Below are 13,727 nucleotides of genomic sequence, written 5' to 3' on the forward strand. Positions count from 1 at the left end.
GGTCTAAATGAAAATACATCCGACTGCGATTATCGACCCGAGAGCCGAATTGCACGAATCCGTCGAGGTCGGTCCTTATTCCATTATCGAAGGACACGTTTCCATTCAAGAAGGAACGATCATCGAAAACCACGTGAAAATTTGCGCGGGTTCCGAGATCGGAAAATTCAATCGTTTTCACCAAGGCGCCGTTATCGGTGTAATGCCTCAGGATCTGGGATTTAATCAGCAATTATTGACTAAGACGATCATCGGCGATAATAATATTTTTCGAGAATACTCCAACATCCATAAGGGAACCAAAGAGGATTCTCCCACCGTAATCGGTAATAAAAATTATTTCATGGGAAATTCTCACGTCGGCCACGATTGTATTCTCGGAAACAATAACATTCTGACGCACGGTTGCGTGCTTGCGGGTCACGTGACTCTGGGAAGTTTTGCGTTTATCTCCGGTTTGGCGGCTGTGCATCAGTTCTGTTTTGTGGGTGACTACGCGATGGTGGCCGGTCTTGCAAAGGTCGTTCAGGACGTTCCTCCTTATTCCACCGTCGACGGAAACCCGAGCACGGTCGTTGGTTTGAACAGCGTGGGCATGAAACGTGCGGGGTTTTCTCCCGATGTTCGGAACGCGATCAAACACGCGTATAAAATCATCTATCATTCCGGTTTTACCACGAGAAAGGCTTTGGACGAACTCGAAGCTTCCGGAAATCTAATCGACCAAGTTAAGTATATTATAAAATTCTTTAGGGATAGCGATCGGGGAGTAACGGACCACAGGTGAGAATTCTTGTCACAGGCGGCGCCGGTTATATCGGCAGCCACGTAGTAGCCCAGCTTCTTGAAAAGAAATACGATCTGTTGATCGTGGATAATCTCGAAAAGGGAAATAAGGCCAATTTATTTCCCGGAGTCGAATTGATTCAGGGCAATATCCAGGACGATTCCATTCTGGAAAAGGCGTTTGCAAAACCGATCGACGCCGTATTTCATTTTGCCGCCTGGAAAGCCGCGGGTGAATCGATGACCGATCCTTCCAAATACGCGTTGAACAACATCAACGGTACGATCAAACTTCTTACGTTCATGGAGAAGGCCGGAACGAAGAAGTTTATTTTTTCTTCCTCCGCAGCGGTTTACGGTTCTCCGAAATATCTTCCGGTAGACGAAAAACATCCTCTTCATCCCGAAAACTATTACGGTTATACAAAACTCGCGATAGAAGAAAATCTAAAGTGGTTCGAAACTCTCAAAGGTTTCCGTTTTGCCGCATTACGTTATTTTAATGCCGCCGGTTATGATCCTAAGGGAAGAGTGCGCGGTTTGGAAAGGACTCCGGCCAATCTTTTGCCGATCATTATGGAAGCCGCGGTCGGCATGAGAAAGGACTTCGAAGTTTTCGGAACGGATTACGAAACACCGGACGGAAGCTGCGTGCGCGATTACATTCACGTAAGCGATTTAGCAAAAGCTCATGTATTGAGTCTCGAATATCTCGATTCCGAAAAAAAATCGCTGACCGTAAATTTGGGTTCCGAAACGGGATATTCGGTTTTGGAGGTCATTCGTCTTGCGGAGGAAGTGGTCGGAAAACCGATTCCTCATAAGATTTCAGGGAGAAGGGCGGGCGATCCTGCAAAACTATTGGCTTCTTCCGCTATGGCTCGCGAACTACTTCAGTGGAAGCCGGAATTCAGCGAAGCGAAAACCCTTCTCAAAACGATGTGGGACGTTTATCAGAACCCCGCATAACGGATTTCGCATAACGCGAAATCTTATGACGCAGGCGCATAATCTCGTTAACGGATCGATCCGCATTCCGGATTTACGGAAGTCACGTATTCCAAGGGAAGATTCTCCAAAAATTCTCCGCCTGAGAATTTTCCTTTGAACTGGATCTTTCCCTCTTTGAATAAACGAACCCAGTCGTTCTGAAGTCGGTTTGCAACGGGCGCATACGACCAGTGCCATTTTTCTTCGTTGTATCCTTTGTTTCCGCGGGAAGCTTTCGGAGAATAAGGTTGGCAGAATCCGAAACGTTTCGCGTTTTTCGTCATCCAAAGATAGAATTTTTCGCCGCGTCCGCCTTTTTCAAAATAAGAATTTTCTAATGCGTTTAGATCGATATCCGTTCCCCAATGATGTCTGGAAGTTCCCGGAGCGCTGGAGAATTCCAGGATCAGCGAGACGATTTCCTGCGGTGTTTTTCCTTTAACGGGTTCGCGCATTTTCCGTTTGCCGGAATACTTTTCTTCCCAGATTCCTTTTTGATCCTTAAACGAACGGAACGCGGAAACGATAAAAGGCTTCTGTCTTTCTTCAGGATTTTCTCTCTGATACGCTTGAAAGAGTTCCAGCAGTTTTTCCAAAACGTCTTTTCTAAGATAATGAACTCGAAATTCTCCCGGATTGGAATAAGCGGTTAAGACCGCTTCCTGTTTAAAATCGCCGAGTACATACGAGTCGTTCGAAACGTTTCCCGTCTGAGCCAACAATGCGTTTTGCAAAAAGAAAACCGTAAGGATGGAGAATAGAATTTTCATACCTGGTTGTCAGGATGCAGAATTCAAAGTCTCTTGCAATGGGTTTTTGCCGCGGATTTCGGGCAAATTTCGATCCGAAAAATTAGATACGATTCTTTGTCGCGGGTTTATAATTAGGATTGAAATATTCCTGATTTCGATAGAGTAGGCGAATTCACTTTTCGGAATGTGCGTCTTTGAATGAAAAGAAACTATGCGCGTACGCCGGGATGTGGATTTTAGTAAAAAAATTTGAGGGAGATCTTTCCAATGAAAAAGTGGTTCATCACTTCCCTGATTCCTTTTCTGTTGCTCACAAACTGTTACCTTTTCGATACGATCGGACTTTCCATTCCGGATACCGTTTCCGGAACCGAAGCTAAAAATCAAATCCTGACCAGCGCTTTGATCGGCGCGATCGCTTCTCCGGACAACACTGCGATCATTGCCGTGATTTCTCCGCAGCTTGCGAAAGTCGACGAAGGTCGTTATTATAAAAAAGCGGATGTGGACGATTGCGCGAATTCCGCGCTAATCATCAACATCGCTACGATCGATATCGGCGGTTTTACTTGTAACTTGGAACCGAGAGAATACGTTCTCTGGTACGTTTACTAATCGTAGGAATCTGCGGCCGGGCGGACTTCGGTTCGCCTTTCGTCGCAAAATTCGATTTTCATTAAAGGTGAACGTATTAAAATTTTACGAACCGGATGAGAACGTATAAGGTTTCGGCTTCGATTCTTAAATGAATTGCCGATCGAAGTCAAGCGCACATAACGTTTCGATTTCGATGTTTAAAAAACAGTGAATAAAAAAACGTAAAATTCGGGAACGTCACGTCAATTTGAAAACAACAATCTTCCTTCGCTGAATCTTCCCCGAATCTCTTCCTTTTCCAAATCTCCCGGATTTCCGAACAACGCGGCGTCTTCTCTCGTAAGTTCGATCAACTTAGAATCCTCTCTTAAATCGGCGATTCTGAAATCGGGAAGACCGCTCTGACGAACTCCCATCAATTCTCCAGGGCCTCTGAGTTGAAGATCGATTTCGGATAACGCGAATCCGTCCGAAAGATTCACCATCGCGTCGAGTCTGACCTTTGCATCTTCCGTGACTTTCGAATCGGTCATCAGAATGCAAAAACTTTCCTGATCTCCTCGACCGACTCGTCCGCGCAGCTGATGAAGCTGGGAAATCCCGAAACGATCCGCGTGTTCTATCACCATCACGGTCGCATTGGGAACGTCGATTCCGACCTCGATCACCGTTGTCGATACGAGGATCTGAATTCTGTTTTTGGAAAATTCCTTCATCACACGGTCTTTCTCTTCCGTTTCCATTTTTCCGTGAACGAGGCCGACTTCGAAATCGGGGAAGATTTCGTGTTTTAATTGTTCATACGCTTCGATGCAGGATTTGAGATCCACCTTTTCCGATTCTTCCACGAGAGGATAGACGATATAACACTGTCTTCCGGAGGAAACGTATTTGCGTATGGATTTGTAAACGCCTTCTCTTCGATCTTCTTGAAACCATTTCGTCTGGATCGGAATTCTTCCTTTGGGTTTGGATTTGATCGTCAAAAGATCCAAATCACCGTAAAGAGTTAAACAAAGAGTTCTCGGAATCGGCGTCGCGGTCATAGCGAGAATGTCCGGATTTTTTCCTTTGGAACGGAGCGTTTCCCTTTGATCCACTCCGAATTTGTGTTGTTCGTCTATGATTACGAGACCGAGTTCGGAAAATATCACGTCTTCCTGAAAGACGCTGTGGGTTCCAATGACGAATAACGCGTCTCCTTTTTTGATGCGGTAGAGTTTTTCATATCGGTTCTTTTTCGGTTCCTTTCCCACGAGAAGTTCGATTCCCAAAAAAGGCATGTTCCCCAAAAAGGAAAGAATCGTTTGATAGTGTTGTCTCGCGAGAATTTCCGTCGGCGCGACCATACAAACCTGGATCTGATTGTCCATATAACGCAGAGCCGTCAAAAGAGCGACTAACGTCTTTCCCGATCCCACGTCGCCCTGCAGAAGAACCGCAATCGGCCGATCTTTTTTCGTGAGATCGTTGATTTTTTCCAAAGCGGAATTCTGATCCTCCGTGAGTTGAAACGGAAGATTTTTTCGAACGGTTTCCGCGGTTTCCGATTTCGGCAAAGGCCAGAGAACGCGCTTGATCTTTTCCCGTTCCTTCTTTTTGTGTTCGATCAAAAGATTGAAGTAAAACAGTTCCTCGTATTTGAGTCTGTATTTGGCGTTATCCAGAGAAACCTCGTCGGTCGGAAAATGGATTTCGCGAAACGCTTCTTCTCGTTGAATCAGTTCTCTTCGCTGAACGATTTCTTTGGGAAGAATTTCGGGAATTTTTCCCTTTAACGTCTCCAAGGCGGAGTAAAGGATTTTGCGAAAACCGCGAGAATCGAGTCCTTCCGATTTCAACGCTTCTCCGGAAGGATACAAAGGAATGATTCGTCCCGCGTGAATCATTTCGGGAAGTTCGGCCAATTCTTCCTCCGGTTCCTGTGTTTCCTTTTTTTTGGAACTCGTCGCCGTTACATTGTATGTCGGTTTGATCGCGCTCGTGAGAATTTCGTAATCGGGATGAATGAGTTGAAATCCGCGGAAGTATTCGAGCTTGCCCGTGGCGACTAACGTGGTTCCCGGTTGGAAGATTTTCTGAAAGAAATTCACTCCGCGAAAGAATACGATAGAAATTCTTTCGTTGTTTCTCGTTTTGGCGCCGACTACGAGTCTCGACTTTTTTCCGTGCGCGAGATACGAGTCCACGACTTCTACGACGAGGGTTACGGTTTCTCCCGTTTTTAAAAGGACGTTGTCCGTAAGATTGCGGTCCAAATATCTTCTCGGAAAAAAGTTGAGAAGATCCTGAAAGGTATGAATGCCGATGGATGCGAGAGCCGCAGCCTTGGCCGGGCCCACTCCTTTGATGAGGGTAACGGGCGAAAGAAGTCCGCTGTTCCCGTTCGTATTTTCCGTTTTAGAGACCGAGTTCTTCATCGTTGATTGGCGTGGGCGTATCGGTAGTCTGTGCGACGTTAGACGGAGAATTCTGATTCTCCGTTAAGGATTCTTCTCCTAAACCGAGATAACAATATCTGCATCCGTAAATTCTCGCGTGGCGTTTTATACCGGGAGAAGGAGGTTCAGCAATCACGGCATATAAATATTCCGTTTTTTGCAAGTATTTTCCGCAGACCGGGCAGATCCTCGGCTTCGGAAGATTCGGGTCCCAATTTTTCCCGTAGACTTTTTTCGGATCCCCGTATTCTTTCGAAACTCCGTTCGCGGCGTCCCTTTTTTTTTCGGCGCGATCGATTCGTTTCGTGTCGACGGAGTAAAGAAGATGAAAGAAAACCGCGGCCACTCCCAAACAGAGCATCACGGTCAAAAAGCCTGTCATTGTTTTAGATAATCCTTGATTTTAGCCGCCATCGTCGATGGAAGTCCGATGCCTTTATCCTGGAGTCGATGGGAATATTTATGAAACGAATACGTGTGCTGCGAGGTTTGAACGATCCCGTCGAAACATCCTTCGATCGATTCTTCCAAGGATTTGCTCAACGGGATGTTGGAAGCGATCTGTTGTTCGTATTTTCTCAAGAGCTTTCTGTTGACTCCTCTGCAGATCGATCGGTAAAAACAGAATCGAATCACCATTTCAGATTCGGCATGTCCGTTTAAAATATCCCGTTCCAGTTGATTCAGATTGATGCAATCCACGATTTCGAGTTTATACGCGTCCTTACTGTGTTCGTATGTGACGAGGTTCATAAACAAGTGTTTGAATAGGGAGATCTTATAACAATCCTCCATCCCGCACTCGCCCATTTTCGAATTTTCGCATTGAGTGTACATCACAATATCAGTGTCGGATTCCGCGGTCGCCTGACCGAAATTAAGCGAACCTAATATATCGAACGCGACGACGTCTCCTCCGAAGTTGATGAGCTTGGAGAATTTTTTAAAATCTTCGATTCTTTCTCTGGAAATTTTCGTTTCGTGGGACCGGAAATATCTTTTTAACCCGGTGAACTTTTGAATGGTGGGATTGTTTTTGAAACCTGAGATCGTCATTGTTAGATTCTCACAAAATCTTCTGCCGACACCTCCGAATCCTGGCTTACGAACGTCACGCAGGGAACGTTTCCTCTGCAATCTACGTTCATTAAGAGGCGAATTTTGTGGTCCACCAGTCTATTCAATTTTACGGTTTCTACAAGCCCATTTTCTAAAAATATTTCCGAGAAGAATCCTCCGGGTTGAAATCCGAAGACCGAATCCACCGCTCCGAAGTTGGAAGGATTTAAGAATACTGTTTTCCCTTTTTTGATTATTCCTTGGTCTTCGTGAACGTGTCCTGAAACTACGAGAGCCGGATGATAATCGTCCAAGTATCTCCGAATTCCCTGAGAACCCACGTTTCCGTAGTTCGGAATCTTATCCAAAAAACCGTAAGGGGGATTGTGAATCACGACGATGTCCGGTTGTTCTTCCTTGAAGAAGTCTTCTGGTTCGCTGTAACTCTTACCGTTGCGATTGTATTCGTGAAATTTGACGGCGAGCTTTTCGGGAATTCCGGAAGTGAGAATCGGAGCGCCGCCGTAACCCGCGAACTTATAGCCGTCCTGTTCGAACGTCTTACGATGAATGTCGCGTTCGTAAAGAGCGCTGTATTGAAGATCGATGTCGTAGTTTCCCGGAAGAACTCTTACCGGTGCGCGGGAATATTTTTGAATGAGGATTTCGATGAGTTCGTATTTTTCCTTCATCGTTTTTGCCGCTTGATGAAAGAGAGTTCTGTATTCTTTAGATTTTTCTACTATATCGGAACCGTATTTTTCGGGAAAACGAATCGCTCTTGTCGCATAATCGTAAGCGTTGATTTCCTCTTTTTGATCTTTGGAGATGCGGTACATCTCCTCTTGAATGGTGCAGAATTCGATGATGCGGTCTGTACTGAAGAAGGCTTTGTAGATGATGTCGCCTGAAAAGAGATATAGATCGGCCGTCGTTTGCTGAAGGATCTCTTTCAATCCTCTCAGACCGTCGTGGATATCAGTCAGATAGATGATTTTCATTTCAATCGACCCGAAACGTTACCGTCTCCTTTGCGCTACAGTTTTCCTTTCGAAAAACGGAGGCCGTACACTCAATTTAGAAATAGGTTATGGAATGTCCAACCTTTCTAAAGATTAGTCTCTCCACAGAAGAAGAAGGGTGTCGTGATTTTCGGAAATCGGTTCGATTCGAATGTATTCGGGACCGAAAAAATCGAGAAGCGGTTTTAAGATCGTTCCGGACTTTACGAATAAGAACACGTTTCCCTTTTCAGGAATCACCTTTTGAATCGTGATTTTTCCGGCGAGGTCCGGAATTTCCGAAAGGAAATAATCCATGTTCACCGTAATCACGTTTCGAATTCCTGTTAGACGAAGAATTTCCGGAATTTCCTCAACGATGGTTTCTAAAATATAACGCCGATAGAATTGGAATATTTTCGAAAAAATTCGGATCGGATCGATCTTTCTCGGAGTGTGACTGAACAAACGAAAGGAACGAATCTGAAGGCGAACCTGATTCTGCACCACGCGAACGGGAGTTAGGCTAACGTTGTAATCGACGAAATCCGTTTTCAACAAACGGGACCAGAACAAACCTTGAATCGAAAAATGTCCGGTTAAAATCAGAACGCCGTTGCCCGAATCGAATTCGAGGGATTCGAGAGGATCGTCGGACTCGGCGATTTTTTTCTTCAAAATTTTATTCAAGGAATGGAGTTTAAGAGTGATTTTATAATTGCTCTTCTGGCTTTCCTTTTCGGACGAGTGTCCGAGAAAAATGTCAAGCGGATTGAAGCCTATGAGTTTCCTCAAATTGAGCATGGGAGATCAAAAATAGTTTGCGGGCAAAGAAGAGTAAACTAAATTATTGATTCGAAGTCGGGATCGATATTTCGGATTCGAATTACGAAAGAATTTTTTTCGACTCTATTCAGTCTTGAGGAGCTTTCATGAAAATCGGAGTGATCGGATCGGGAAGTTTTGGAACCGCGTTAGGAAGCCTGTTGGCGGACAAGGGCTACGACGTTACGCTCTGGTGCAGAAACGATTCTCAGGTGGAAAGTATCAACCGAGATCACGTCAACAACAAACACCTGCCGAGTTTCACTCTTCCCGAAAAGCTGACCGCGAGCAAGGATCTACGAACGGTCGTGGAAGGAAAGGATATGATCGTATCTTCTCCTCCTTCTCACGCGTTGACGGATATCTTACGCGAGATCAAAACGTACTTACCGGAAAAAGTTCCCATCGTATCGGCGAGCAAAGGAATCGAAAACGGAACCCTTCGTCTTGTATCGGAGATTTTCGAATCGGAACTTCCCGGAAAATATCACGCATATCTTTCGTATTTATCCGGACCTTCTTTCGCGAAAGAAATCATACAAAAAGTTCCCACCATCGTAAGCATCGCTTCGAAAAACGAAGCGACCGCACGGAAAGTTCAGGAGATATTCAGTTTCTTATATTTCAGAACGTATTGGACTCCGGATGTTGTCGGGGTCGAAGTGGGCGGCTCCTTGAAGAACGTAATCGCATTGGCCGCGGGAGTGAGCGACGGACTCGGCTTCGGACAAAACACAAGAGCGGCTTTGATCACGAGAGGACTTAACGAAATCACGAAGATCGGTTTGAAGTTGGGCGCGGACCCGATGACCTTTCTCGGTCCTTCCGGAATGGGGGATTTGATTTTGACTTGTTGCGGAGAACAATCGCGCAATCGTACGGTCGGTTTTCGATTGGGAAAGGGAGAAACGCTCGAACAAATTCTTTCCAGCATGAACGAAGTTGCCGAAGGAGTAAAGACGACGCAGAGCGCGTACGAACTTTCGCAGAAATTGGGAATCGAGATGGCGATTACGAACGAGGTTTATAAAATGCTTTACGAAGGTAAGAATCCGAAAGAAGTTGTGAAAGACCTAATGAAACGCGATCTAAAGAGAGAAGGCGTTTCCGTCTGATCCACCTTGAAGCTTCTTTCCTCAAAATTCTTACTTTATCTGTTGATCGGTCTTGTTTGTTCCCATTCCGTTGCGGCTCAGAACAAACAGGAATTCGGTTGGGCGAAAAGTTCGGACGGTTTTTCGTTCAACTTAAACGGAAGAACCGTTTTTCAATCGAACTCGGAAGTCAATTCCTTCCCCGATAGTTTAAGTTTATTAGAAAAATCTGATTTTCTATTCTTCGCCGGAGAATACTACGTTCTGAACAAGGACGTTCGGCGGTACGAGTCTCTGCTCAAGCTTACGAACGGCGCGGAACCCGAACTTGTTTTGGGAGGAATATTTTTAAGAATATTAAAAGAATTGAATTTTAATTCCAAGGAATCTTCCCGAGCGTCGCTTACGCAATTCGTCAGGAACGAAAAAAATTCTTATCTAAAGGAACTCGCGGAGGGTTTCGATCTTGCGGTCTTCGAAAAGAAATCCCCCGAAAATCTGAAGTGCTCCCGGAAGAACGTTTATTATTCTCTTTGTAAAACCCTGCGTTTGAAAAAATATCTTTCCGATTTTTCTCCCGAAACGAAATCTCACGAACGGGAATATCTGAATTTAAACCGAACTCTCGCCCCGTTTTTGGAGGATCCCGAACTCAAATACATTCCGTTTCTGAGTAATTTCATTTTCAGCATCGCGGATCAACTCGCGGAACTCGGTCTTTCCAAAGAAGCCGTTCACTTTCAAAAAATTCTCATCATATCCGAAAATTTGAGCGGAAGAATCATCGGATATTCGTACGAAAAGCTCGCGTATTTCTATTTGATCGGAGGAGATCTTGTTTCCGCCGAAAAGGTTTTGGATTACATTCTCAAATACCATCCCGACTTGCGGACTCCGTATAAGAATCATCTTTATCTAAAGTTGGGAACGATCGCATATCTCAATCAGGAATATAAGAAATCCTTGGATTATTATTTGAATCTGGATTTTCTGGAATGGTCTTCCACGATTTTAAATCCGTTTTTAGGAGAACCGATTTCGATCAACAGCGCGCGGGACTTGATTTCGATGGCGATTTGGAGATCGAAAAGTTCGTTCAAGGCAGTGGACGCGCTCAAGTCCGTTTCCACTCCGAAGAATTTAACGGAAGACGATCTGTTTACGCGACTTCGCATTATACAAATTCTTATGAACGACGAACCGGAAGTCGCCGGAAAAATGGCGACCGAGATTACGTTTCTCGCGCAGAGCAAGGGTTGGAAGCGCGTCGAATACGCATCCACTCTTCTCAACGGATTCATTCATTACAAAAAGAACGATCTGAGAAAAGCGATCATAGAATTCACGAAGGCATACGGAATTTTAAAAACAGCCGATCCGGTTTATACGGAAGAATGGATTCGATTGACGGGATTGTTTTATTCTCATAAGGAATCGAGAAATTTGAAAACGGTGAAAGGCGCGCTCGATCAAGCCGTTGCGATTACAATTCATCGAAGACCGGACGATATGCTTCTTCAATTGAAGAATTATCTTCCCGCCGTTTACGGCGTTCGAGAGTTCACGGATGCGGCTATCAACTACTACATTCTTCACGGACACAATACGGAGTTGTTGGGATTTTTGTCGCGTCTTGAACAAAAGGACGTTATGGGAAACACGGCTTATCCGAACACGCTTGTTTCGATGATCGATACGAGCCGAAGAATTTCCTCCTTTCGCGGATTTTATCCCGGTCCGAAAGAACATCTGACCTCGAGCCGATCGGAGATTCGCAAAACGGAGGTTATACGACTTCTGGAAGAGTTGGATCCGTTTCGAAATCAAGAAATCAAAAAATCTCATATTCCGGTTCTCAGTGTTTTTGTTCGCAATAAAAGAACGTATATATTTTGGAAGGCCGGAGATTCTCAGGAATTGGAGTTGAAGGAAATTCCTTCCGAGTCCGCGTCCTCGTTTACCGTTCAAGTCGTATTAAAATCTTTGATCGAATCTTTGTATAAGCGGGACAGCGTTCAGATATATTTGAACGTTTCGGGAATGGAATCCTTCGATTATCTCAAAAAAGAATTTCCGGATATCGATTTCCGATTGTTCGCAAAATTCAGCAGAAAAGAAGACACGGTGAAAGCCGATCGGGTTTACGTAAGCGATTGTAAAAACGTCGAAAATTTAACGAAGTCGAATTTTGAAAAAGTGGGCTCCGCCTACTTCGAAGGGAACAAACTTCTCGCCGGAAATCATTCGATGATGGTTTGGAATTTGAAAGTGGAGGATAATTCTCCCGAAAGTTTGAACGAATATTCTTGGAGTTGCGGAGAGGATCAGATTCGTTTTTCCAGATTACATAGACGTTACGATTTTAGAAACACTCCGAGCCGTTTGATTTTTACGAGAGATTCTTTGAGCGGCAATGGTTGGAAAGGAAGATCCGAAGATTTTTTGGATTGGGTTTCTTTTTGGATCAATTCCGGAGTTCATCGAATGTATTATACGAAGTCCTTGGATTTGAATTCAGAATCGGACATAAATTTATTGGAAAGACTTTCTCAGGAAACGAACGAACCGGAATCTTCGTTTCGCGGAATCCGGATTCGAAAACATATCGAATGAATCGGATCGGTTCCTTTTTTTCATAAGAGCGTTCTATAAAATTCAAAGATTTTTGCTTTTTAACGATCGACATTTTACGCCAATTCAAAGACTCTATCCAGTAAGTCACATGGACCCCGAAGGTAGTCAGTTCTACATTCCAACGAACCTCAATTTCCGTCTCTTAAACCCAGAATCCGGGCGCATTTTCAAATCACACAATCTTAGATCCAATTTAATCTCTATTTTTCCACGATGGAACTAATCGGTTTTTTTATTATCATCCTACTTATATTCGCGAACGGATTTTTCGTTTCCGCGGAATTCGCCTTGGTTTCGATCCGGCCCTCCCGCTTGGAGGAATTGATTAAGGAGAATCGACCTCTCGCGTTCATTACAAAACGTGCCGCGCAAAAGTTAAACGACATGTTGTCCGTTTGTCAGGTCGGAATTACGATCGCCAGTCTTCTGTTAGGTTGGGTCGGCGAGGGTTATGTTTCGCGCTGGCTGACTTTTCTTCTCGAGATGCTCGGGTATTCCGTGAACGATGCGACGATTCACGGTTTGGCGATCACGGTTTCGTTTACGATCATCACGTTTCTTCATATTCTTTTGGGGGAGCTTCTTCCTAAAACGATCGCGATTCAAAACACCGAAACGATCGCGCTTTTTATCAGCATTCCTTTATTCTTCTTTTATTATATATTTTACCCGATCACGTTTTTTTTAAACGAACTGACTTCCTTTCTGTTAAAGTTGATGGGAATTCAGGCGAACAAAAGTAGAATGATGCATTCTCCCGAAGAGTTGATGATCATCATTGAGGAACAGAATAAACAGGGTAAGATCGATCAGGAAGAATTTCAGATCATCCAAAATACGTTTCAGTTTTCCGAACATCAGGCGAAGGACGTGATGACGCACCGTCTGAGCATCATCGGAATTCCGCACGATACAACGATGGACGCTTTGATTTCGATTATCGCGGAACATCATTTTTCTAGATATCCGATCTACGAAGGAAACACGGATAAAATCATCGGAATCATTCACGTTCAAACATATCTGACTTGGTTGTCCAATTCCAAAAAGGGAAGAAAGGAAAAAGTCACTGCCATCATGCAACCGCCGATCTTCGTTCCGGAAGGGCTTTCGATCGAAAAAGTGATGCAGAAACTGAGGGAAAACAAACAGCACATGGCGATCGTCATCGACGAATACGGCGGTGTTTCCGGTTTGTTGACCCTCGAAGATATTATCGAAGAAATTTTCGGACAGATCCGGGACGAGACCGACGATCATGAAACCGATCCGTTTCCCGCGCAACATTCAGATAGTTTTACGATCGACGGAGAAGCGGAACTCGACGAACTCAAAGAGATTCTCGTTGGAGTTCAAGACGAGGAGATCAAAGATATTCGGACGATTGCTGGTTTTATTCTCGGGCGTTTGGAAGATATGCCGGAAGAAGGTTCTACGATCGCGCTTCAAACCGGAACTCTTACGGTCGAAAAGATGGAAGGAAATAAAATTCTTTCCGTTCGCTTTACTCGGGGCAGTTTGAGCAATAAGGCTCAGTCTAAGAAATAA

The 13,727-nt window shown here is 44.5% G+C and carries 12 protein-coding genes; 6 read left to right on the forward strand and 6 right to left on the reverse strand.

The features are described from left to right. The first annotated feature begins 7 nt into the window (after positions 1-7). Positions 8-787, forward strand: a complete 780-nt coding sequence (lpxA, locus tag LFX25_RS01650; RefSeq protein ID WP_135572427.1) for an acyl-ACP--UDP-N-acetylglucosamine O-acyltransferase — start codon at positions 8-10, stop codon at positions 785-787. Continuing rightward, complete coding sequence (gene galE / locus LFX25_RS01655; protein ID WP_135581677.1) at positions 784-1,755, forward strand: UDP-glucose 4-epimerase GalE; 972 nt, start codon at positions 784-786, stop codon at positions 1,753-1,755. Before lpxA ends, galE begins: the two co-directional genes overlap by 4 nt. A 47-nt stretch (positions 1,756-1,802) precedes the next feature. Here the strand turns inward: galE and LFX25_RS01660 are convergent, their stop codons facing one another. After that, positions 1,803-2,546, reverse strand: coding sequence for a M15 family metallopeptidase (locus LFX25_RS01660; RefSeq protein ID WP_238728581.1), 744 nt, complete (start codon positions 2,544-2,546; stop codon positions 1,803-1,805). Between the two features lie 249 nt (positions 2,547-2,795). Between LFX25_RS01660 and LFX25_RS01665 the strand changes: the two genes are divergently transcribed. Continuing rightward, positions 2,796-3,143: a TIGR04452 family lipoprotein gene (locus tag LFX25_RS01665; RefSeq protein WP_238728582.1), complete on the forward strand. Its 348-nt coding sequence runs from the start codon at positions 2,796-2,798 to the stop codon at positions 3,141-3,143. Positions 3,144-3,367: 224 nt separating this feature from the next. On the opposite strand, the gene recG is transcribed toward LFX25_RS01665, so the two are convergent. The 5 genes from recG to LFX25_RS01690 form a co-directional block, all read right to left on the reverse strand. After that, entirely contained in the window at positions 3,368-5,545 is a 2,178-nt protein-coding gene (recG, locus tag LFX25_RS01670) for an ATP-dependent DNA helicase RecG (RefSeq protein WP_238728583.1), read from the reverse strand. Next, positions 5,526-5,948: a hypothetical protein gene (locus LFX25_RS01675; protein WP_238728584.1), complete on the reverse strand. Its 423-nt coding sequence runs from the start codon at positions 5,946-5,948 to the stop codon at positions 5,526-5,528. The genes recG and LFX25_RS01675 overlap by 20 nt, the downstream gene beginning before the upstream one ends. Beyond that, entirely contained in the window at positions 5,945-6,622 is a 678-nt protein-coding gene (locus LFX25_RS01680) for a hypothetical protein (RefSeq protein ID WP_238728585.1), read from the reverse strand. The genes LFX25_RS01675 and LFX25_RS01680 overlap by 4 nt, the downstream gene beginning before the upstream one ends. Before the next feature lie 2 nt (positions 6,623-6,624). Continuing rightward, positions 6,625-7,626: a metallophosphoesterase family protein gene (locus LFX25_RS01685; protein ID WP_238728586.1), complete on the reverse strand. Its 1,002-nt coding sequence runs from the start codon at positions 7,624-7,626 to the stop codon at positions 6,625-6,627. Between the two features lie 114 nt (positions 7,627-7,740). Beyond that, positions 7,741-8,430 carry a hypothetical protein gene (locus LFX25_RS01690; protein WP_238728587.1) on the reverse strand — a complete coding sequence of 230 codons (690 nt, stop codon included), beginning with the start codon at positions 8,428-8,430 and terminating at the stop codon, positions 7,741-7,743. 128 nt (positions 8,431-8,558) lie between these two features. Between LFX25_RS01690 and LFX25_RS01695 the strand changes: the two genes are divergently transcribed. The 3 genes from LFX25_RS01695 (at position 8,559) to LFX25_RS01705 (ending at position 13,727) form a co-directional block, all read left to right on the forward strand. After that, complete coding sequence (locus LFX25_RS01695; protein ID WP_135581680.1) at positions 8,559-9,566, forward strand: NAD(P)H-dependent glycerol-3-phosphate dehydrogenase; 1,008 nt, start codon at positions 8,559-8,561, stop codon at positions 9,564-9,566. Between the two features lie 6 nt (positions 9,567-9,572). Continuing rightward, entirely contained in the window at positions 9,573-12,158 is a 2,586-nt protein-coding gene (locus LFX25_RS01700) for a tetratricopeptide repeat protein (protein WP_238728588.1), read from the forward strand. A gap of 234 nt (positions 12,159-12,392) precedes the next feature. Continuing rightward, positions 12,393-13,727, forward strand: coding sequence for a hemolysin family protein (locus LFX25_RS01705; RefSeq protein ID WP_238728589.1), 1,335 nt, complete (start codon positions 12,393-12,395; stop codon positions 13,725-13,727).

It is taken from the genome of Leptospira sanjuanensis (assembly GCF_022267325.1).
In the GTDB taxonomy this organism is placed as follows: Bacteria; Spirochaetota; Leptospiria; order Leptospirales; family Leptospiraceae; genus Leptospira; species Leptospira sanjuanensis.